The sequence below is a fragment of the Pseudomonas sp. AFG_SD02_1510_Pfu_092 genome, assembly GCF_003331055.1.
In the GTDB taxonomy this organism is placed as follows: domain Bacteria; phylum Pseudomonadota; class Gammaproteobacteria; order Pseudomonadales; family Pseudomonadaceae; genus Aquipseudomonas.
In genome coordinates this window covers 99,361-121,272 of sequence record NZ_PUQD01000006.1, presented here as the reverse complement: position 1 = coordinate 121,272, position 21,912 = coordinate 99,361, and the positions used below count along the sequence as shown (strand labels likewise).

Below are 21,912 nucleotides of genomic sequence, written 5' to 3'. Positions count from 1 at the left end.
ATCATTTTTCATAGGCCCGGCGCGGCAAATAGCCAACCCCGCTATCGGCAGGTAATTTCCAAGACAAATCAACGCCTTGAGCATAACCATGGAATTTGCACACTTCCTTCACGCTTTCTTGACGCAAGCGGCGACCTCCTCTTAGCTGAAACTATCTGGCAGTAAATGATCTTGCGCCGGGCCTCTAGCTCGCGCCTTCGTGCGCGCTGGCGAAAGCCTGGCGTGCTGGTTTGGGTCGCCTACTGTTTTTGGCCGTACAGCTCGTGACCACAGGCCAGGTCCCAGGGCTGTAACACCAAAACAACGGAGATCCGCCATGAAAAGCACCGCGAACCCCTTGCGCTTCGACCACATTTTCTACGCGGTTTCCACGTCGCTGCTTCTGGCAACCCCGGTGGAAACGAGCGCGTACGAACTGCCAGATGAACCGGCCTCGCCGGGCTTCCTGCAACAACCAGCAACGCCGCAGCTGCCGCTCGACCCGCTCAGCGCCAATGAATTACTGATCGGCCCGGACCTGTTCGTGCGCAAAACCGCAGCGGGCAACGTGCACCGCGCCGGGATCATCGTCGGCCAGAACAACCTGCAGACCCGCTTCCACGGCATGCGCCGGCTGCTCGGCGACAAGCAGCGCAACGCGCTGAACATCAGCGGCGAGGGCCTGGGGGTGTACTGGAGCATGACCCATGAACAGGGCTGGCACCTGGACGCCGTGGCCATGGGTTCGCGCATCGAGGTCAATGGCCAGCGCCTGGACGACAGCGGCCATGCGATGACCTTTTCGCTGGAAGGCGGCATTCCCATCGGCCTGGGTGGTGGCTGGGTGATCGAGCCGCAGGCACAGTTGATCAACCAGCAGTTCTTCCCCGGCAACCGGGCGCAGCAGCAGACCTTGCAGGCCCTCGACAGCCAGCCAAGCTGGAGCGGCCGGGTCGGTGCGCGGTTGTCCGGGCGCTACGATGTGCGCGGCATGCCGATCGAGCCGTATGTGCGGACCAACGTGTGGTATGACTTCAGCAATGCCGACGAGGTGAAGCTGGACCAGGTCGACAAGATTTCCAGTTCGCGCTACTCGACCACGGTGGAACTGGGGTTGGGGCTAGTGGCGCGGGTGACGCCTTCGGTGGCGCTGTTCGTCAGTGCCGATTACAGCAGTGATGTGGATGACAATGACTTGAACGGGTTGATTGGCAGCCTTGGGGTGCGGATGCGGTGGTAGGCAGGTCTGGCCTATTCGCGGGCATGCCCGCTGCCACAAGGGTGGCGCGGTCCCTGTGGGAGCGGGCATGCCCGCGAAGAGGCCAGTACAGCCAACCAATCAGGCTGGCTTCATGATCAATACCCCAAGCGGCGGCAGGTTCAGCGCCAGCGACAGCGGTTGCCCATGGCTAGGCAGCGCTTCACTGGCCACCGCGCCCAGGTTACCGACGTTGGACCCGGCATACAGCTCGGCATCACTGTTCAGCAGTTCCTGCCAGCGCTCGCCAAACGGCACCCCGATGCGATACCCCTCGCGCGGTACCGGGGTGAAGTTGGCCACTACCAGCACCGGTTCGCCACTGCTGCTCCAGCGCAGCCAGGCATACACGCTGTTTTGCGCATCGTCACCGATCAGCCACTGGAAGCCCTGCGGCTGGCAGTCCTGCTCGTGCAGCGCCGGCACCTCGCGGTACAGGCGGTTGAGGTCGCCGACCAGGCGCTGCACGCCCTGGTGCTCGGGATACTGCAGCAGGTACCAGTCCAGCTCGCTGTCGTGGTTCCATTCGCGCCACTGGCCGAACTCACAGCCCATGAACAGCAGCTTCTTGCCCGGGTGCGCCCACATGAAGGTCAGGTAGGCGCGCAGGTTGGCGAACTTCTGCCAGCGGTCGCCAGGCATCTTGTCGATCAGCGAGTGCTTGCCGTGCACCACCTCGTCGTGGGAAATGGGCAGGATGAAATGCTCGGAATAGGCATAGATCAGCCCGAAGCTCATCTCGTTGTGGTGGTAGGTGCGGTGTACCGGGTCGTTCTGGATGTAATGCAGGGTGTCGTGCATCCAGCCCATGTTCCACTTGTAGGCAAAGCCCAGGCCGCCTTGCTGGGTCGGCTGGCTGACCCCGGGCCAGGCGGTCGACTCCTCGGCGATGATCAGCGCGCCCGGGGCCTCGTGGGCAGCCACGCCGTTGAGGTGGCGAATGAAGTCGATGGCCTCCAGGTTCTCGCGCCCGCCGTGGCGGTTGGGCACCCATTCGCCGGCCTTGCGCGAATAGTCGCGGTACAGCATCGAAGCCACCGCATCGACGCGCAGGCCGTCGATGTGAAAGTGCTTCAGCCAGTGCAGCGCCGAGGCCATCATGAAGCCGCGCACTTCGGTGCGGCCAAGGTTGTAGATCAGCGTGTTCCAGTCCTGATGGTAGCCTTCCAGCGGGTTGTCGTACTCGTACAGGGCGGTGCCGTCGAACCGCGCCAGGCCGTGTTCGTCGGTGGGGAAATGCGCCGGCACCCAGTCGAGCAGCACGCCGATGCCGGCCAGGTGGCAGGCATCGACGAACGCGGCAAAGTCCTCGGCGCTGCCGTAGCGCGAGGTCGGCGCGAACATCGACAGCGGCTGGTAACCCCAGGAGCCGCCGAACGGGTGCTCCATGATCGGCAGCAGCTCGATGTGGGTGAAGCCCAGTTCCTGCACGTACGGCACCAGGCGTTCGGCCAGCTCGCGCCAGTTGTAATAGCGGCTGACTTCCCCCGCCTCATCCAGCTCGCAACGCCAGGAGCCTGGGTGCAGCTCATAGATCGACAGCGGTGCATTGTAGGCATGGCGCTGCGCCCGCTGCGCCATCCAGTCATGGTCCTGCCAGGGGTGGCTGAGCGCCCCCGCCACCTTGGACGCGGTGCTCGGCGGCAGTTCGGTGGCGCGCGCCAGCGGGTCGGCCTTCAGCGGCAGTATGCCGTCCTTGCCGAGCACCTCGAACTTGTAGGTTTCGCCCACGCCCAGGCGTGGCACGAACAGCTCCCACACCCCGGCGCTGTGGCGCAGGCGCATGAGGTGGCGGCGGCCATCCCAGTTGTTGAAGTCGCCGACCACCGACACCCGCCGGGCGTTCGGCGCCCACACCGAAAAGCACACGCCGTCGATGCCATCGACCTGCATGGGCTGGGCGCCGAAACGCCCGGACAGGTCGCGATGGTTGCCTTCGGCGAACAGGTAGAGGTCCATGTCGCCGAGCTGTGGGCCGAAGCTGTACGGATCTTCGGTCACCTGCTCGCCGCCGGCCCAGCCGATTTGCAACAGGTACGGATGTGCCTCATCGAGGTGCGCCGTGAACAACCCGGGCAGGCTGCCCTGCTCCATTTCGGCGAGGATGCGCCCGTCATGCCGGGCCAGGATGCGCGCATTCAGGGCATTGGGCAGGAACGCGCGGACCACCTGCCCGCCTGCGCCGTCGCCATGGGGGCCGAGTACCGCAAATGGATCGGCGTGCTCGGCGCGGGCCAGGGCGTCGAGGTCCCGTTGCCGAAGGCCGCCGTTTTCACGCGTTGTAACGTTCATTCTGACTCTCCCCAGGTACTGATCAGTCCATGCAGGCCATGCAAAGGCACGGCCAGCCAACTCGGACGGTTTTCGGCTTCGTATGTAATTTCGTAGGCGGCCTTCTCCAGGCAGAACAGCTCCAGGGCGGCACGCTCGCCTTCGGCCTGCTGCCAGGCGTGGGGCATGGCAGCGGTGGCCAGGCCATAGGCTTCGACAAAGGCATGCCGCGACTGGTGCAGGTACTGCCGGGCGACCCGTTGCCGGGCTTGCCGCGCCGGGTCGGAAAGGTCCACCGCAGACGCGCTGCGCAAGATCATCGCAGCAGCATAGTCGAACGAGCGCAGCACGCCGCTGACGTCCTTGTACGGGCTGTGCATTGCCCGGCGCTCTTGCAGCGGCCGGGACGGCTCACCCTCGAAATCGATCAGGTAGGCATCGCCCTGCACCACCAGCACCTGGCCCAGGTGCAGGTCACCGTGCACGCGCATCAACAGGCCGCCTTCGGCCTGTCGGGTCAGCTCGGTGATGTGCTGGGCGAGGCCGTCGCGCTGTTGCTGCAAGTCGTCGACCAGCGCCTGGCTGTCGCTGTCCAGGCTGCCTCGGTGCTGCACCAGCAGGTCGAGGGCATGGGTCAGTTCGGCACTGATCTGGGCGCTCCAGCGTTCGCTGTCGGCGGCATCGCTCGGGCGCGGCTGGAAGGCCTGGTCGTCGGTCGGTGCCGCCAGCAGCAGGTGCATCTCGCCCAGGCGCTGGCCGAGCAAGGCGGCAAAGCCGGTGAGTTCGGCCAACGCGTCGGTGTGGGCCTCGGCGTCAAGGCTGGTGGGTTCCATCTGGTCGCGGATCGCCCGCTCGAGGGTGTTCTGGGTCCAGGCCCAGGCATCGCCCTGGTTGCTCAGGTAGCCCTGGGCGATCATCAGCAGGTGCGGCTCTGCCTGCTCGTCCACCCGGCTGACCCAGGCCAGCAGCGGCGAGATGTTGGCAAAGCCGGCGGCGGTCAGGTAGGCGCTCATTTCAAGCTCCGGATGCACGCCGGGGTTGACCCGGCGGATCAGCTTGAGCACCACCTGGTCGCCAATCACCACCGAGCTGTTGGACTGCTCGGCGCTGAGGTAGCGCACCGGGCTGTCGTCGGTCAATGCCAGGCCGGCCAGCTGTGCCGTGGCCTGGAAATGCAGTTCGCCTTCGCCATTGCCACAAGGCAGCTGCTGGCCCTCCTGGCACGCGCGCAACACCGCACGGATGAACGGTTCGAGGACGAAGGCGTCGGTGATCAGGCCAACCTGATGGGCGCGGCGCACCCGCGCCAGGGCCAGTTGCTGCGGCAACGCGGTGCTGATCTGCTCTTCGGGCAGCAGGCCGAACGGCAGTTGGTAGCGGGTCGCCACACCGTCGCTGGCCACCTCGATTTCACTGAGCAGCACCGGCGTGGTGGCGGTGCCGAAACGCACGCCGTAGCACAACCGCACCTGGTCGATCGGCCCTTCCTTGCCGGCGAACCAGCGGCGTTTGGGCAGGTAGCGCGGCAGAATGGCGCCTTGCAGGGTGTCGCTGGAAGGCGCTTGCAGCAGCTCTTCCATGCGTTTGCGCAGAACCAGTGTGGTCAATTCGGGTAACCCCTCGGTGGCCTGGATGTGCCAGCTGGGCATACGGTCGTGTTCAGCCAGCAGGAACCAGTAGAAGGCATAGGGTGGCAACGTCAGCAGGAACGGCAGTTGGCCGATCGGCGGGAAGGCACTGCCGCCGAGCATCTCCACCGGTACTTTGTCGGCGTATTGTGACAATTCCAGTTCAGCCGCCTGGGCGGCGCGGGACACGTTGGCCACGCACAGGATGACCTCGGTGTTGCCGTCGGCGTCGGTGTACTCGCGGATGTAGGCGAGGATGCGCCGGTTGTTCGGCGTCAGGGTGCGCAGGCTGCCGCGGCCGAAGGCCTTCTGCTGCTTGCGTACCGCCAGCATGCGCCGGGTCCAGTTGAGCAGTGAGTGCGGGTCGTTGGCCTGGGCCTCGACGTTGACCGTCTGGTAACCGTACAGCGGGTCCATGATCGGCGGCAGCACCAGGCGCTGCGGGTCGGCACGGGAGAAACCGCCGTTGCGGTCCGGCGACCATTGCATGGGCGTGCGCACGCCATCGCGGTCACCGAGGTAGATGTTGTCGCCCATGCCCAGTTCGTCGCCGTAATACAGGGTCGGCGTACCGGGCATCGACAGCAGCAGGCTGGTGAGCAGCTCGATGCGCCGCCGGTCACGCTGCAGCAGCGGCGCCAGGCGCCGGCGAATACCCAGGTTGATGCGCGCGCGGCGGTCTTCGGCGTAGTAGTTCCACAGGTAGTCGCGCTCGCGGTCGGTGACCATTTCCAGGGTCAGTTCATCGTGGTTGCGCAGGAAGATCGCCCACTGGCAATTGGCGGGGATTTCCGGGGTCTGGCGCAGGATGTCGGTGATCGGGAAACGGTCCTCCATGGCCAGGGCCATGTACATGCGCGGCATCAGCGGGAAGTGGAAGGCCATGTGGCATTCGTCGCCCTCGCCTTCGCCGAAGTATGGGCGGGTGTCTTCGGGCCACTGGTTGGCTTCGGCCAGCAGCATGCGGTCGGGGTAGTTGGCGTCGATTTCGGCGCGGATCGCCTTGAGCACCTGGTGGGTTTCGGCAAGGTTCTCGTTGTTGGTGCCGTCGCGCTCGATCAGGTACGGGATGGCGTCCAGGCGCAGGCCATCGACCCCCAGGTCGAGCCAGAAACGCATGACCCCGATCACCGCCTTGAGCACTTGCGGGTTGTCGAAGTTGAGGTCGGGCTGGTGCGAGTAGAAGCGGTGCCAGAAGTATTGGCCGGCGACCGGGTCCCAGGTCCAGTTGGATTTCTCGGTGTCGAGGAAGATGATGCGCGTGCCGTCGTACTTCTGGTCGTCATCCGACCACACGTAGAAGTCGCGGGCCTTGCTGCCGCGCTTGGCATGGCGGGCGCGCTGGAACCACGGGTGCTGGTCGCTGGTGTGGTTGATGACCAGCTCGGTGATCACCCGCAGGCCGCGCTTGTGCGCCTCGGCGATGAAGCGGCGGGCATCGGCGAGGTTGCCGTAGTCGCTGTGCACCGCCTTGTATTCGGCGATGTCATAGCCGTCGTCACGCCGTGGCGAAGGGTAGAAAGGCAGCAGCCACAGGGTGTTGACGCCCAGCTCGGCGATGTAGTCGAGCTTGCTGATCAGGCCGGCGAAATCGCCGATGCCGTCGTTGTTCGAATCGAAGAACGACTTGACGTGCAACTGGTAGATGACGGCGTCCTTGTACCACAGCGGGTCATCGATGAAGGCTGTCGGGCGGGAACGCTTGGCCATGTGCGACTCCTTTCAAAGCATTCTGGGGCTAGCGTGCTGTCCTGTGGGAGCGGGTTTACCCGCGAAGCAGGCAACTCGTTGTATGGCACCGGCTTCGCCGGTGTTCGCGGGTAAACCCGCTCCCACAGGGAACAGCGTGCGACTGTTAATGCGCCTTTTCGATGCGCCAGATCCCGAACGGCTGGTGCCAGGGTTCGATACGCATGAACTGGGTTTTGCCATACCACGACCAGCGATGGCCGTTCATCAGGTCTTCGCCGTGGGTCTCGGCGTTGTCGTCCAGCCCCAGCTCCCACAGCGGCAACTCGAAATGCGCCTCCTGGGCGTTGTGCGGGTCGAGGCTGATCGCCACCAGGATGTAGTTGTCGCGCTCGGGCGTGCGCTTGGCGAAGTACAGGATGTTGTCGTTCCAGCAGTTGAAGAACGCCACGCCCAGATGCGTCTGCAAGGCCGGGTTCTGCCGGCGAATGCGGTTGAGCTGGGCGATCTCGGCGACGATGTTGCCCGGCTGGCTGTAGTCGCGCGGGCGAATCTCGTACTTCTCCGAATCCAGGTATTCCTCCTTGCCCGGCAGGCCCGCCGCTTCGCACAGTTCGAAGCCCGAATACATGCCCCACAGGCCCGAGCCCATGGTCGCCAGCGCTGCGCGAATGAGAAAGCCGGCACGCCCGGAGTGCTGCAGGAAGAACGGGTTGATATCCGGCGTGTTGACGAAGAAGTTGGGCCGGTAGCACTGGCTCCACGGCGGCTGGTTGAGCTGCTCGAAGTACTCGCGCAGCTCCTGCTTGGTATTGCGCCAGGTGAAGTAGGTATAGCTCTGGGCATAGCCGACCTTGCCCAGGCGCGCCATCATCGCCGGCTTGGTGAAGGCCTCGGCGAGGAAGATCACGTCCGGGTACTGGCTGCGCACATTGGCGATCAGCCATTGCCAGAACGGCAGCGGCTTAGTGTGCGGGTTGTCGACGCGGAAGGTTTTCACGCCCTCCTCGACCCAGCCGATCACCACATCGCGCAGGGCCAGCCACAGGCCTGGCACCGCATCGGGGGCGTAGAAATCGACGTTGACGATGTCCTGGTACTTTTTCGGCGGGTTCTCGGCATAGCGGATGGTGCCGTCCGGGCGCCAGCTGAACCAGCCGGGGTGTTCCTTCAACCAGGGGTGGTCCTGGGAGCACTGGATGGCGAAGTCCAGGGCGATTTCCAGGCCATGCTGGGCGGCAGCCGACACCAGCCGGCGGAAATCCTCACGGCTGCCGAGCTGCGGGTGAATGGCCTCGTGGCCGCCCTCCGGGCTGCCAATGGCGTACGGGCTGCCGGGGTCGCCAGGCTGCGCTTGCAAGGCGTTGTTGCGGCCCTTGCGGTGCTGGGTGCCAATCGGGTGGATGGGTGGGAAATACAGCACGTCGAAGCCCATGTCGCGGATCATCGGCAAGCGCTGATGCACATCGTTGAAGGTGCCGTGGCGCTCGGGGCGGTCGGTGACAGAGCGTGGGAACAGCTCGTACCAGCTGGCGAACTGGGCCGCCGGGCGGTCCACATCCAGCGGGTACTCGATGCTGCGTGTGAGGTAGCTGCGGTGCTCGGCCTCGCCCATCAGCCGCGTGGCCTCGGCGCCCAGCAACAGGGCCACCTGGTCGTCGTCATCGAGCGTGGGCAGGCGCTCGGCAAGTGCCTGCAACTGGTCGCGCAGGGCGCCGCCGCTCAGCTCGATGCCCTTGCCCAGCAGCAGCCGGCCTTCTTCGAGCTCGAGCCTGGTATCGACGCCGGCCTGGTATTTTTTTTCCAGGTCGTAGCAATAGGTGGCGTAGGGGTCGATCCAGGCCTCGATGCTGAACAGGTGCGGGCCGATTTCGGTGGGGGTGAACTCGGCCAGCCACAGGTCATTGCCTGCCGAGGTCATGGGCACGCAGTGCACGCGCCGGCTACCGGCCTGCCGCCAGTTCAGCACCACCGCCATGCGGTCGTGGCCGTCGCTGAACACCTTGCTGCTGACTGCAACGGGCTGGTTGCTGATGGCCTTGGCCGCGAACAGGCCGCCGTCGAGCACCGGCTGGGTGTCCTCGATGGCAATGCGCGGCGCCAGCAAGGCCTGGGACAGGCTGATGCCCTGGTCCGGGTGGTCATTGGCCATAGGCACGCTTTCGAAGGGCTCGTTCAAAGACATCAGGCCTTGCTCCCTTGGGCTGGTGGCGGTAAGGGTTCAGAGCCATGCGCAGGCGCGGGGGTTCAAAAAAATTGAGCGAACGGCCGCTGGCAGCGGTCGAAGCCTGCAGCACCTCTTCAATTACCCACGCGAGGTCAGGCCATGAACATTCCCATTCCACCGGAAACACCCGATCCCAACATCGACGACCCGAGCCTGCCGCCACCCGTGCCGGAGCAAGACCCGGACGAGTTGCCGATCAAGCCGACCGTGCCGCCGACGGTGGGCGACCCGCCGAACCAGGAGCCACCGGTGAAGGCTTAAGGGTAGACCAGGATCCAGCGCTGGACGGGCCGGCCTCTTCGCGGGTAAACCCGCTCCCACAGGTACAGCGCCGCGTTCGAGGTTGGCGCGGCCCCTGTGGGAGCGGGTTTACCCGCGAAAGGGCCGGTAGACCAAACCAATCAACCGTCAGATACAGCCGAAAGCTCCGCCACACTGATTTCGCGCATGCGGAACTTCTGCACCTTGCCGGTCACCGTCATCGGGTACTCGTCAACGAAACGGATATGCCGCGGCACCTTGTAGTGCGCAATGCGCGCCTTGCACCACGCCTGCAACTCCTCGGCCGTGGCGCTGTGCCCCGGGTGCAGCTTGATCCAGGCCACGATCTCTTCGCCATATCGGCTGCACGGAATGCCGATCACCTGCGCATCGGCCACCGCCGGGTGGGTATAGAAGAACTCTTCCAGCTCCCGCGGGTAAATGTTCTCGCCCCCACGAATGATCATGTCCTTGTTGCGCCCGACGATGCGCACGTAGCCGTGCTCGTCCATCACCGCCAGGTCGCCCGAATGCATCCAGCCGGCCGGGTCGATGGTATCCGCCGTGGCCTGGGGGTTGTCCCAGTAGCCGAGCATCACGCTGTAGCCGCGGGTGCACAACTCGCCGATCTCGCCGCGCGGCACGATGCAGCCGTCGGTGTCCACCAGCTTGTTCTCCAGCTGCGGCTGGGTGCGGCCGACGGTGGTCACGCGCAGTTCCAGTTCGTCGTCCGGGCCGGTCTGCAGCGACACCGGGCTGGTTTCGGTCATGCCGTAGGCGATCTGCACTTCGGCCATGTGCAACTGCTGGATGACCCGGCGCATCACCTCGATCGGGCAGGTGGCGCCGGCCATGATGCCGCTGCGCAGGGTCGACAGGTCCATGTGCGGGCGCGCCGGGTGGTCGAGCATGGCGATGAACATGGTCGGCACGCCGTAGAGAATGCTGGCGCGCTCTTCGGCCACCGCGCGCAGGGTGAGTTCGGCGTCGAAGGCGTCGTTGGGGTAGACCATGGTGCTGCCGTGGGTGATGCAGCCGAGGTTGGCCATGACCATGCCGAAACAATGGTACAGCGGCACCGGGATCACCATGCGGTCGCGCGCGGTCAGGCCCAGGCTTTCGCCGACCATGTAGCCGTTGTTGAGGATGTTGTAGTGGCTGAGCGTGGCGCCCTTTGGCGCACCGGTGGTGCCGGAGGTGTACTGGATGTTCACCGGCTGGTCGAACTGCAGGCTGTGCTGGCGTTTCGCGCAGGCCTCGACGGAGGTCTGCCCTGCCCACTCGGCCAGCGCCTGCCAGGGCAGGAAGCCAGCCGGCGGATTGGCGGCCAGGCTGACCACACCGCGCAGGTCGGGCAGGCGCTCACTGGCCATTTCACCGGGGCTGGCGCTGGCCAGTTCCGGCACCAGTTGCTGGACCATGGCGTGGTAGTCAGACGTCTTGAAAGCATCGGCACACACCAGCCAGCGACAGCCGGACTGGCGCAGTACGTACTCCAGCTCGCCCACGCGGTAGGCCGGGTTGATGTTGACCAGGATGGCACCGACCTTGGCACTGGCAATCTGCAGGATGCACCACTCGGCGCAGTTGGGCGACCAGATGCCAACCCGGTCGCCGGTGTTCACGCCCAGGGCCATCAGCGCGCGGGCCTGCACCTCGACCTGCTCGGCCAACTGCCGCCAGCTGTAGCGCAGGCCTTGGTGGCGCGACACCAGGGCCTCGCCATCGGCACAGCGGGCCACGGTGGCATCGAAGGCCTGGCCGATGGTCTGGGTCAGCAGGGGCTTGTCCTGGCGACCGCGGGTATAGCTTGGTTGACTCATGAGTGTCCCTTCTTGTGGTTGTTCTGGGCACGGCTGAAGCAAGCGGGAATACTCTGGCGCAGATTTACGTTTACGTAAAGGTGATGAGTCGATTGACAGCGACTGCATGCAGGCTTACGTTAACGTAAAGGTGAAAACGACATCAGGTTTGTCGGCGTACCACCGCCCCTGTGGGAGCGGGTTCACCCGCGAATGCGGTCATCCAGGCAATGACGGTGGCCCTGCTGACGCATTCGCGGGTAAACCCGCTCCCACAGGGCTGGTGATAGCCCTTGAGCTACGGTGTTACCCAATTTCAAGAACAACAAGGTGCCCCAGCATGCATTACCCCTCCCTGAACTTCGCCCTGGGCGAAACCATCGACATGCTCCGTGACCAGGTGCGCACCTTCGTCGCCGCCGAACTGGCGCCACGCGCCGCGCAAATCGACCACGACAACCTGTTCCCCGCCGACATGTGGCGCAAATTCGGTGACATGGGCCTGCTCGGCATCACCGTGCCGGAAGAGTACGGCGGCGCCGGCCTGGGCTACCTGGCCCACGTGGTGTCGATGGAAGAAATCAGCCGTGGCTCGGCCTCGGTGGCGCTGTCCTACGGGGCCCACTCCAACCTCTGCGTCAACCAGATCAACCGCAACGGCAGCCACGAGCAGAAGCTCAAGTACCTGCCCAAGCTGATCAGCGGGGAGCACATCGGCGCCCTGGCCATGAGCGAGCCGAATGCCGGCTCCGATGTGGTGTCGATGAAGCTGCGCGCCGAGCAACGCGGCGATCATTACGTGCTCAACGGCAGCAAGACCTGGATCACCAACGGCCCAGACGCCAACACCTACGTGATCTACGCCAAGACCGACCTGGACAGGGGCGCCCACGGCATCACCGCGTTCATCGTCGAACGCGACTGGAAAGGCTTCAGCCGCAGCAACAAGTTCGACAAGCTGGGCATGCGCGGCTCCAATACCTGCGAGCTGTTCTTCGACGACGTCGAAGTGCCGCAGGAAAACATCCTCGGCCAGCTCAACGGCGGCGTACGCGTGCTGATGAGCGGCCTGGACTACGAGCGTGTGGTGCTGTCCGGCGGCCCGACCGGCATCATGCAAAGCTGCATGGACCTGGTGGTGCCGTACATCCACGACCGCAAGCAATTCGGCCAGAGCATCGGCGAGTTCCAGCTGATCCAGGGCAAGATCGCCGACATGTATACCCAGCTCAACGCCAGCCGCGCCTACCTGTATGCCGTGGCCCAGGCCTGCGACCGTGGCGAGACCACCCGCAAGGACGCCGCCGGGGTGATCCTGTACACCGCCGAACGCGCCACCCAGATGGCCCTGGAGGCCATCCAGATTCTCGGCGGCAACGGCTATATCAACGAATTCCCGGCAGGCCGCCTGCTGCGCGACGCCAAGCTGTACGAGATCGGTGCCGGCACCAGCGAAATCCGCCGGATGCTGATCGGCCGCGAACTGTTCAACGAAACCCGCTGAACATAAAGGACGGGCGCACATGGCTACCTTGCATACCCAGATCAACCCGCGTTCGGCGGAGTTCGCCGACAACCGCGCGGCCATGCTCGAACAGGTCCAGGCCCTGCGCGGCCTGCTCGCCCAGGTGGCCCAGGGCGGCGGGCCCAAGGCCCAGGAGCGGCACACCTCGCGCGGCAAGCTGCTGCCACGCGAACGCATCGACCGACTGCTGGACCCGGGCTCGCCGTTCCTCGAAATCGGCCAGTTGGCCGCCCATGAGGTGTATGGCGAAGACGTACCCGCTGCGGGCGTGATCGCCGGCATCGGCCGGGTCGAAGGCGTGGAATGCATGATCGTGGCCAACGACGCCACGGTCAAAGGCGGTTCGTACTACCCGCTGACGGTGAAAAAGCACCTGCGTGCGCAGACCATCGCCCTGCAGAACCGCCTGCCGTGCATCTACCTGGTGGATTCCGGCGGTGCCAACCTGCCGCGCCAGGATGAAGTGTTCCCCGACCGCGAGCATTTCGGGCGGATCTTCTTCAACCAGGCCAACATGAGCGCCCAGGGCATTCCGCAGATCGCCGTGGTGATGGGCTCGTGCACCGCTGGCGGCGCCTACGTGCCGGCGATGGCCGACGAAGCGATCATGGTGCGCCAGCAGGCGACCATCTTCCTTGCCGGCCCGCCGCTGGTCAAAGCCGCCACCGGTGAAGTAGTCAGCGCCGAGGACCTTGGCGGCGCCGATGTGCACTGCCGCACCAGCGGCGTGGCCGACCACTATGCCGACAACGACGAGCATGCCCTGGCCCTGGCCCGGCGCAGCGTGGCCAACCTCAACTGGCACAAACTGGGCAAGCTGCAGCGCCTGGCGCCAGTCGCGCCGCTGTATGCCGCCGACGAGCTGTACGGCGTGGTGCCGGCCGATGCCAAGCAACCGTTCGATGTGCGCGAGGTGATCGCGCGCCTGGTGGACGGTTCGCTGTTCGATGAATTCAAGGCGTTGTTCGGCACCACCCTGGTGTGCGGTTTCGCCCATCTGCACGGCTACCCGGTGGCGATCCTGGCCAACAACGGCATCCTGTTCGCCGAGGCCGCGCAAAAAGGTGCGCACTTCATCGAGCTGGCCTGCCAGCGCGGCATCCCCCTGCTGTTCCTGCAAAACATCACCGGCTTCATGGTGGGCAAGAAGTACGAAGAAGGCGGCATCGCCAAGCACGGCGCCAAGCTGGTCACCGCCGTGGCCTGCGCCCAGGTGCCGAAGTTCACGGTGATCATCGGCGGCAGCTTTGGTGCCGGCAACTATGGCATGTGCGGCCGGGCCTACGACCCGCGCTTCCTGTGGATGTGGCCCAACGCGCGGATCGGCGTGATGGGCGCCGAGCAGGCCGCCGGCGTGCTGGCCCAGGTCAAGCGCGAGCAGAGCGAACGCAGCGGCCAGCCGTTCAGCGCGGAAGACGAAGCCAGGCTCAAGCAGCCGATCCTCGACCAGTACGAGCATCAGGGCCACCCGTACTACTCCAGCGCGCGCCTGTGGGACGACGGTGTCATCGACCCGGCACAGACCCGCGACGTGCTCGGCCTGGCGTTGTCTGCCGCGTTGAACGCGCCGATCGAACAGAGCCGCTTCGGCATTTTCCGGATGTGACCCATGAGCGATTTCAGCACCCTCGAAGTGACCCGCGACCCGCGCGGCTTTGCCACCCTGTGGCTGAGCCGCGAGGACAAGAACAACGCCTTCAACGCCTTGATGATCCGCGAACTGATCGTCGCCCTCGACCAGCTGGCCGAGGAAGCCAGCCTGCGCTTCCTGCTGCTGCGCGGGCGTGGCCGGCATTTCAGCGCCGGCGCCGACCTGGCCTGGATGCAGCAATCGGCGCAGCTGGACTTCAACACCAACCTGGATGATGCCCGCGAGCTGGGCGAACTGATGTACGCCCTGCACCGCTTCAAGGCGCCGACCCTGGCGGTGGTGCAAGGCGCGGCCTTTGGCGGCGCACTGGGCCTGATCAGCTGCTGCGATATGGCGATCGGCGCCGAAGACGCCCAGCTGTGCCTGTCGGAAGTGCGCATCGGCCTCGCCCCGGCGGTGATCAGCCCGTTCGTGGTCAAGGCCATCGGTGAGCGCGCCGCGCGCCGCTATGCGCTCAGCGCCGAGCGTTTCAGCGGCGTACGCGCCCGCGACCTGGGCCTGCTGGCCGAGGTCTACCCGGCCAGCGAACTGGACGCCCAGGTCGAAGCCTGGGTCGACAACCTGCTGCAGAACAGCCCGCAAGCGCTGCGCGCCACCAAGGACCTGCTGCGCGAAGTGGACGACGGCGAACTCAGCCCGGCCCTGCGCCGCTACTGCGAAAACACCATCGCCCGCATCCGCGTCAGCGCCGAAGGCCAGGAGGGCCTGCGCGCCTTCCTGGAAAAACGCCGCCCCGCCTGGCAAACCGATGACAAGAAGGAGCCGCGCCCATGAGCCGCCCCGCTTTGACCACCCTGCTGGTTGCCAACCGCGGCGAAATCGCCTGCCGGGTGATGCGCACCGCCAAGGCCATGGGCCTGACCACCGTCGCCGTGCACAGCGCCACCGACCGTGACGCGCGGCACAGCCGCGAAGCCGATATCTGCGTCGACCTCGGCGGCACCAAGGCCGCCGACAGCTACCTGCTGATCGACAAGCTGCTGGCCGCGGCCAAGGCCAGCGGCGCCCAGGCCATCCACCCGGGCTATGGTTTCCTGTCCGAGAACGCCGGTTTTGCCCGCGCCATCGAACAGGCCGGGCTGATCTTCCTCGGCCCGCCGGCCAGCGCCATCGACGCCATGGGCAGCAAGTCGGCCGCCAAGGCATTGATGGAAGCCGCTGGCGTGCCGCTGGTGCCGGGTTACCACGGCGAAGCCCAGGACCTGGACACCTTCCGCGCCGCCGCTGAACGCATCGGTTACCCGGTGCTGCTCAAGGCCAGCGCCGGCGGCGGTGGCAAGGGCATGAAAGTGGTCGAAGAGGAAAGCCAGCTGGCTGACGCCCTGGCCTCTGCCCAGCGTGAAGCGCAGGCGTCGTTCGGCGATGCCCGCATGCTGGTGGAAAAGTACGTGCTCAAGCCGCGCCACGTGGAGATCCAGGTGTTTGCCGACCAGCACGGCAACTGCCTGTACCTGAACGAGCGCGACTGCTCGATCCAGCGTCGGCACCAGAAAGTGGTCGAAGAAGCCCCCGCCCCGGGTCTGTCACCGGAACTGCGCCAGGCCATGGGCGAGGCGGCGGTACGCGCGGCCCAGGCCATCGGCTACGTGGGCGCCGGCACCGTGGAGTTTCTGCTCGATGCCCGCGGCGAGTTCTTCTTCATGGAGATGAACACGCGCTTGCAGGTGGAGCACCCGGTTACCGAGGCCATCACCGGGCTCGACCTGGTGGCCTGGCAGATCCGCGTGGCCTGCGGCGAGGCGCTGCCGATCACCCAGGCGCAGGTGCCACTGATCGGCCATGCCATCGAAGTGCGCCTGTATGCCGAGGACCCGGCCAATGAATTCCTGCCCGCGACCGGCAGGCTGACGCTGTACCGTGAGTCGGCGCCTGGCGACGGCCGGCGGGTGGACAGCGGGGTCAGCGAAGGCGATGTGGTGTCGCCGTTCTACGACCCGATGCTGGGCAAGCTGATCGCCTGGGGCGAAGACCGCGAACAGGCACGCCTGCGCTTGCTGGCGATGCTGGACGAATTTGCCATTGGCGGGCTGAAGACCAACATCGCCTTCCTGCGGCGCATTCTGGCGCATCCCGCATTTGCTGCTGCAGAGCTGGATACCGGCTTCATTCCGCGTCACCAGCAGGTTCTGCTGCCAGCGCCACACGTGTTGCCCGCCAGCTTCTGGGAAGCGGCCGCCGAGGCCTGGCTGCAAGGCCAGGGCGGGCAACAGCGCGAGGACGACCGTGACTCCCCCTGGGCCGAGCGCAACGGCCTGCGCCTGGGCTTGCCTGCGCGCAGCAGCCTGCATCTGCTGAGCGCCGGCCAGGACCAGGCGGTTGCCCTGGAGCGCAGCGCCGCGTCTACCTGGCAATTGCGCGGCGAGCAGCTGGTGCATGAGCACGATGGTGTGCGGCGCCAGCACCTGGCGATGCGCCGGGGTGGCACGCTGTACCTGCAGTGGGAGGGCGAGATGCATGCTATCGAAGCCTTCGACCCGATTGCCGAAGCCGAGGCCAGCCACAGCCACCAGGGCGGCCTGGGTGCCCCCATGAACGGCAGCATCGTGCGGGTGCTGGTGGCGCCCGGGCAGCTGGTGGAAGCAGGTACGCCGCTGGTGGTGCTGGAAGCCATGAAAATGGAGCACAGCATCCGTGCGCCGCATGCCGGGACAGTGAAGGCACTGTTCTGCCAGGAAGGGGATATGGTCAGCGAAGGGACGGTGCTGGTCGAGTTGGCGGAATAGCCGTAGCGGGGCCGCTCCGACCGGGAAAAATGCCGGTCGGGCTTACGCTGTACCTGTGGGAGCGGCTTCAGCCGCGAACACCGGCGAAGCCGGTGCCAGATACCGCGTTGCATTCTTCGCGGGTAAACCCGCTCCCACAGGGTAAGCGACTCGCTCTCGGGCTGGGTTGCAAGCTGTCGTGGGAGCGGCCTTGCGTCGCGAAAGGGCTGCACAGCAGCCCCGGCCATCTAGAAGGCCCCGTGCACCCGCACGACAACGCCCAGGAACTCGCAGCCTTCTTCACAAAGAACAGTCGGATAACGCGTATTCAGCGGTTTGAGCATCTTGTCACCGCCCTCCTCGACCAACTGCCGTAACACTGCCGGCCGCCCAGGCTGCCGTGCAATCACCAGCCTGCCTGGCTCGGCAGGCAGGCCTGTATCCACCAGCACCCGCATCCCCTCAGGCACACTCCTGCCACTGGAAGCGTTCATCGAGTCGTTTTCCACCACCAGCCAGAACGCATTACCTGCGGGCATATAGTCAGTCTGTTCGTGGCTCTTGTTTTTTTCTGGCAGAGGTCCCTGCAAGTCAGCCCAGCTAAGCACCGGGAAGCGAAAGCTTGCGTAAAGCAGCGCTTCGGCAGACACCGGCTGCTCGGCGGCATAGTGACCAGGAGATTCACGTACTACATCGCGCTCCACCACCATGACTTGAGCTTCCAGAAACACCAGCCCAAGCTTTTCGAGCTTTTCGTTGATGGTTTCCAGCGTCGGCCGCCGCGTACCGCGCAACCAATGACCTACTCCGCCCTGAGTCATGCCCAATCGTTCGGCCAGCTTGAGCTGACTGAGATTGTGTTCGCGCTTGTAGCGCTTGAGAAATGCGTTCCAGTTTTCCATGAGCGGCAACAATACGGACTGTATTGATCACAGCAATACACAATCTGAATTATTTATTTGTCAATAGAAAGTACAGATTGACCTATCCTGCAATTCCAGTGTGCTTGAAGGGAAATCAGAAGGTACTGCGATGAAACAACCGAAAAACGACGAAACAGATCTCGACAGCGAAGCAGCCCGCCGCGCCCTCGATTACTACCTCAACCCCAACCCGCCGCGCCCTACCCTGGATAACCAGATCTGGACCCTGCACGATGGCGTGACCAGCGCGCAGGCCCAGGAGCACGCAATCGCCCTACTGCGCTGCGCCGCCGCTACTGCCCAGGAAACCGCCACCCACCAGCACGGCAGCCAGCGCGAACTGACCTTCGCCCTGATGCACATGATGGACATGGCGCGCGCGCTGCTGGAGCACAAACGCATCGGGGAGGCGGGTTAGCGGAAAAGAAGGGAGAGAACGTGATGGCCGGGTAACGGCAAAGGCCCCGATTGCCGGGACAAGGAAGCGCAGCGGTAATATTTTTTTACCGGAGCAACGAAAATTCATTTGACTGGCAAATGATAACGATTATTATTGCACTCAGCTGATCGCAAGATCCGCTGGATAACCTGGAGCTTAGGTCGCTCTCAGATTATCTCCTCATCAGGCTAATCACGGTTTTTGACCCAGCTTTTTGCTGGGTCTTTTTTTTGGCTCTTCAGGCTAATGAAGATCGTGAATGGCGCGCATGATAGCAAAGGTGTTTCAGGCCGTGAATGTTCATTACAAAATTTTGCGCAATCAGCACTTGAGAATCAATCTCGTTTCACCTACGCTGATCACGCATCACGGAAGATGCCCCCACCTTCCTCCCCTGATAGAACAAGGAGCTGTTCATGGCCCGTCTGCTGCTGCCCCTTGAACACCCGGCCGCTGCTGCCGAACACCTTGCCGACGATGCCTTGCTGCATGCGCTGAAGCGCCTGCCGCGACGGGTACAGCAAGTGTTCCTGCTCAACCGCCTCGACCAGCTGGACTTCGCCAGCATCGCCACCCGCCTCGACCTGCCATTGGCAAGCATCGAGCGGCATATGGCGCAGGCACTGCAGGCCGGCCACTCGCGCCACGATGTGCTGGCCAGTGTTGCCGAGCAATGGTATATGCGGTTGCAAAGCCCACGGGTGACCGCCTGCGAGCGCATCGACTTCCGCCGCTGGCTGGATGCAGCCCCGGCCAACCTGCAGGCGTTTCAGCAAACGGAACTGCGCTGGCGCAGCCTGTTGCCAGCGGCAAGGCAACTGGGCCATGACGGCTGGTACCGACAAGGTCGGGCGGCGCTGTCGTTGGGCGGCTGTTCGGTTGCGGTCGGGCTAGGCGTGGCGGCGTTGCTACTGTTCGGTTACTGGGCCTGATCAACGGTCAGCAACGCTGCAGCTCATTGTCCTTGATGCAGGCAAGCAACAGCCATCCACATGAACTGACGCTCAGAAACAGCAGCCCCAAGCTCAGCGGCAGCCCACTTTCGATACCCGCAACAACGCTGCCAGCCAAACCACCGCCCGCAAACAGCAAGGTCGTGTTGAGCGAAGCTGCTGCGCCAGCCTGCTGCGGGTAACGCGCCAAGGCTTGGGTCGTTGCAGCAGGACGCACCAGCGTTGTCCCGGTCGTGCATCGGAATTGTTGAGCCATCGCTATAACCGCATCCGACAAAAAAAATTACCTGTTCATTAGGATTTTCAAACTTGAGTAACGGTTCGATTAAGGATTCATTCAGCGCGCCAGTCAACCATGTTTTCATTCTACGGGCAGTGGCCGCCAACTGGAACGTCTGAGCTACATGGCCAATCTCTATCAATGCCATCCGATAAGCGCGCGAATGTTGGTATTTCCACCACAACTTATCGAACCTGGAGGTCAAAAACAGTCCCATCGGTATATCGTTAGCGAAATGCTGCCCTGAAATCAAATCGCCGAGCCTAGTTGCCAACTGGCTGCGCCAATGCAACTGATGATGTTGAGGGTCATAGTAATATATTCCCGGCTCCAACCCTTGGACATTAGCTACATATACATAGCCTCCAGTAGAGTTTAGGCCACCGGCTGAGGGACTACTCCGACGCTCGGAGAACTGCTCAACGCCTCCTTCCAAGCTAGAAAATTTTCGACCCTCAACAAAGCCTATGTATGATGTAAGATCCGCCCCAACTCAGCCAAGGGAATTGATAACTGATGAAATGCTCTTACAGTTGCACGCTGTGCGAACAGTTCATCCAACTCATCAGTAGCGCACAAATCAGGTAATCGGATACCACTTCCGGCACCGCAAAATTGTTCAACAGGTGACGTTTCATCCAGGACTTCATTACAATGCTGCAAGTATTGAGCAGCCCATTACTGCTCGCTGGCTGGCTGATTTTCCAGCACAATATCTTTGGTCCCAAAATGAAAAATCCTTGAAAGAATATCCCACCCCCAGGCGGCATCACCTTCATCAGAATCCAAAATCACCTTACAGCGCTTTAAATCTTGAGCCACAGCGTCATTTGAATCATTGAACGCCTGATTATAAATTATTGAAACCAACCGATGCGCATGCTCCGCCGAAAGTTGATATTGCTTATGCCGCTTGAAATCCCAACAAATCAGCGCATTACCTAAAGAAAAAAAAGCAGTCCTTACTTATCATATACCCCTCCTAACCAAAGCGCAGGCCGGCACTGCGCTTCGGTGTTTTCTGATTAAAGCTTATTTAGCCCTCTTCACCAGAAGAGCCAGGTTTGCCAGCTTTACAGATTCCATCTTGATAGGTTTCATATCTTAGTCTATATACAAATGCCGCGAAATTGCGACACGCCTAATAATAGCGAGATCCGGAAGAAGCACAAGCCGACGAAGGCAGCGATATTTCTGATGATGTTGTAGGGAATTTTACCGCAACACTTACAGATGACGTATCTAATTGCTCGCGAGGCGTCTAACACGCGCCAAACCAACGATTAAAACGCAAACTCGCTCGATTGAGTGATTCAATTTTAAAGCAACATTGGGTCGCGGCACTCGAGCAGGAGGTCAGATTTTCTTCAAGCGGATCCCTTTCATAGATGTTGGCCACTGGTGCGATTGCTTCAGCATCTTTGTTCCGGGCGCAGCCAACGTCAGCCACGATCCACGGTGTCGACTGTTCATCACTTGCGGGCCGGGCTCCTGAGGTTGGGTTAGCTGCAGCTTTTCCTCGCTTCGCCGAAGGCCAGCATGCGTCTCAGGTCTGGAGCCACTCAGTCATGATTATTGGACCCACGCTGCGCCCCGACTTGCTTGGCTGAATGCAATCAGGGCCTGGCCCATTGATTTCGGGCAGACAGGCTTGCCGTGTGCCCTACAGCTTGTCTTGAACGGCAGCCACGAAGCATGGGCATTGATCAGCCCTCGCGAAGGGCATATCAGTAGGCTATCGGAGTCACCTCGGACAGAGGGCAACTTGAAAGCTTTCAGCACTGATTTGCATCAATAAAAAACCGCAGACCCTGCTGTAAACAGCACACCAAACATTGGGGAATGCCGTTTGATGAGCGAGTCCAACCAGGCCACCAGAATTATCTGCAACGATCTTGAACTGGCCGATCAACTGCGCCACGTGTTGGCGCCTATCGCACCTGATTGCGAAGTGTTAAGCGCACCTGGCACATGCCGGGCCGTACCGCTCTGCCGCTGGTTCGGCGCAGCACAAATGGGCACGGCTGGGCAGGTACAGGCCGCATTGCTGGATGCAACCGAAGTACTCGAACAGACCCGCCACGCGTTCAAGTCCCGCGAGCTGGGGCTGCTACGTCGGCGCTTGGTTGCATTGCTGGATAAATTGTCGGAAGATCCGCAATGATGTGAATACGCCACCATCCGGTTCCGCCCTGCGGGAACCCGCTTTGCCGAGCAGGATATCAGGCCTGAAAGACGAAGCGCCGTGGCAACACGTTCTTGACCGGAACGTGTTGCCACGGCGCTTTTTTTTGTTCTGCAGAAAGCAATCTTCATCAATATCG

15 protein-coding genes and 2 pseudogenes are annotated in these 21,912 nt (G+C 63.2%); 9 read left to right on the top strand and 8 right to left on the bottom strand.

The window, feature by feature from the left end:
• Window position 1 precedes the first annotated feature (1 nt).
• Entirely contained in the window at window positions 2-127 is a 126-nt protein-coding gene (locus C6A77_RS26075; protein WP_275937120.1) for a hypothetical protein, read from the bottom strand.
• Window positions 128-316: 189 nt separating this feature from the next.
• On the opposite strand from C6A77_RS26075, the gene C6A77_RS04845 reads away from it, so the two are divergent.
• Window positions 317-1,219: an autotransporter outer membrane beta-barrel domain-containing protein gene (locus C6A77_RS04845; protein ID WP_114168255.1), complete on the top strand. Its 903-nt coding sequence runs from the start codon at window positions 317-319 to the stop codon at window positions 1,217-1,219.
• Window positions 1,220-1,318: 99 nt separating this feature from the next.
• Here the strand turns inward: C6A77_RS04845 and glgB are convergent, their stop codons facing one another.
• The 3 genes from glgB to C6A77_RS04830 form a co-directional block, all read right to left on the bottom strand.
• Window positions 1,319-3,529 carry a 1,4-alpha-glucan branching protein GlgB gene (glgB, locus tag C6A77_RS04840; RefSeq protein WP_114168254.1) on the bottom strand — a complete coding sequence of 737 codons (2,211 nt, stop codon included), beginning with the start codon at window positions 3,527-3,529 and terminating at the stop codon, window positions 1,319-1,321.
• A complete protein-coding gene (gene treS / locus C6A77_RS04835) occupies window positions 3,526-6,846 on the bottom strand; it encodes a maltose alpha-D-glucosyltransferase (protein ID WP_114168253.1) in 3,321 nt (1,106 codons plus the stop codon). Before treS ends, glgB begins: the two co-directional genes overlap by 4 nt.
• Before the next feature lie 145 nt (window positions 6,847-6,991).
• The gene (locus C6A77_RS04830) at window positions 6,992-9,010 is read right to left on the bottom strand and encodes an alpha-1,4-glucan--maltose-1-phosphate maltosyltransferase (RefSeq protein ID WP_114168252.1); all 2,019 of its coding nucleotides are present in this window, start codon (window positions 9,008-9,010) and stop codon (window positions 6,992-6,994) included.
• 141 nt (window positions 9,011-9,151) lie between these two features.
• Between C6A77_RS04830 and C6A77_RS25655 the strand changes: the two genes are divergently transcribed.
• Window positions 9,152-9,313, top strand: a complete 162-nt coding sequence (locus C6A77_RS25655) for a hypothetical protein (RefSeq protein ID WP_164497650.1) — start codon at window positions 9,152-9,154, stop codon at window positions 9,311-9,313.
• A gap of 140 nt (window positions 9,314-9,453) precedes the next feature.
• On the opposite strand, the gene C6A77_RS04825 is transcribed toward C6A77_RS25655, so the two are convergent.
• Window positions 9,454-11,136: an AMP-binding protein gene (locus C6A77_RS04825; protein WP_114168251.1), complete on the bottom strand. Its 1,683-nt coding sequence runs from the start codon at window positions 11,134-11,136 to the stop codon at window positions 9,454-9,456.
• Between the two features lie 319 nt (window positions 11,137-11,455).
• Between C6A77_RS04825 and C6A77_RS04815 the strand changes: the two genes are divergently transcribed.
• From C6A77_RS04815 to C6A77_RS04800, 4 genes are read left to right on the top strand one after another with little or no spacing between them, the layout of a single operon-like run.
• Window positions 11,456-12,619 (top strand): isovaleryl-CoA dehydrogenase, encoded by a 1,164-nt coding sequence (locus C6A77_RS04815; protein WP_114168250.1) that lies wholly within the window; start codon window positions 11,456-11,458, stop codon window positions 12,617-12,619.
• 19 nt (window positions 12,620-12,638) lie between these two features.
• Window positions 12,639-14,246, top strand: a complete 1,608-nt coding sequence (locus C6A77_RS04810; RefSeq protein WP_114168249.1) for a carboxyl transferase domain-containing protein — start codon at window positions 12,639-12,641, stop codon at window positions 14,244-14,246.
• A 3-nt stretch (window positions 14,247-14,249) separates the two neighbouring features.
• Window positions 14,250-15,065 carry a gamma-carboxygeranoyl-CoA hydratase gene (locus C6A77_RS04805; protein ID WP_114168248.1) on the top strand — a complete coding sequence of 272 codons (816 nt, stop codon included), beginning with the start codon at window positions 14,250-14,252 and terminating at the stop codon, window positions 15,063-15,065.
• A complete protein-coding gene (locus C6A77_RS04800) occupies window positions 15,062-17,014 on the top strand; it encodes an acetyl/propionyl/methylcrotonyl-CoA carboxylase subunit alpha (RefSeq protein ID WP_114168247.1) in 1,953 nt (650 codons plus the stop codon). The genes C6A77_RS04805 and C6A77_RS04800 overlap by 4 nt, the downstream gene beginning before the upstream one ends.
• A 227-nt stretch (window positions 17,015-17,241) precedes the next feature.
• Here the strand turns inward: C6A77_RS04800 and C6A77_RS04795 are convergent, their stop codons facing one another.
• Window positions 17,242-17,895, bottom strand: coding sequence for a S24 family peptidase (locus tag C6A77_RS04795; protein ID WP_114168246.1), 654 nt, complete (start codon window positions 17,893-17,895; stop codon window positions 17,242-17,244).
• Window positions 17,896-18,025: 130 nt separating this feature from the next.
• On the opposite strand from C6A77_RS04795, the gene C6A77_RS04790 reads away from it, so the two are divergent.
• On the top strand, window positions 18,026-18,334 hold the full coding sequence (locus tag C6A77_RS04790) for a hypothetical protein (RefSeq protein ID WP_114168245.1): 309 nt from the start codon (window positions 18,026-18,028) through the stop codon (window positions 18,332-18,334).
• A 437-nt stretch (window positions 18,335-18,771) separates the two neighbouring features.
• The gene (locus C6A77_RS04785; RefSeq protein ID WP_114168244.1) at window positions 18,772-19,287 is read left to right on the top strand and encodes a DUF4880 domain-containing protein; all 516 of its coding nucleotides are present in this window, start codon (window positions 18,772-18,774) and stop codon (window positions 19,285-19,287) included.
• Between the two features lie 7 nt (window positions 19,288-19,294).
• Here the strand turns inward: C6A77_RS04785 and C6A77_RS25885 are convergent.
• A pseudogene (locus C6A77_RS25885) lies at window positions 19,295-19,546 on the bottom strand (multidrug transporter CflA); the annotation flags it as partial.
• A gap of 82 nt (window positions 19,547-19,628) precedes the next feature.
• Window positions 19,629-20,024, bottom strand: a pseudogene (locus tag C6A77_RS25880) (SagB family peptide dehydrogenase); the annotation flags it as partial.
• 1,416 nt (window positions 20,025-21,440) lie between these two features.
• On the opposite strand from C6A77_RS25880, the gene C6A77_RS04770 reads away from it, so the two are divergent.
• Complete coding sequence (locus tag C6A77_RS04770) at window positions 21,441-21,752, top strand: hypothetical protein (protein WP_114168243.1); 312 nt, start codon at window positions 21,441-21,443, stop codon at window positions 21,750-21,752.
• Window positions 21,753-21,912: the final 160 nt, after the last annotated feature.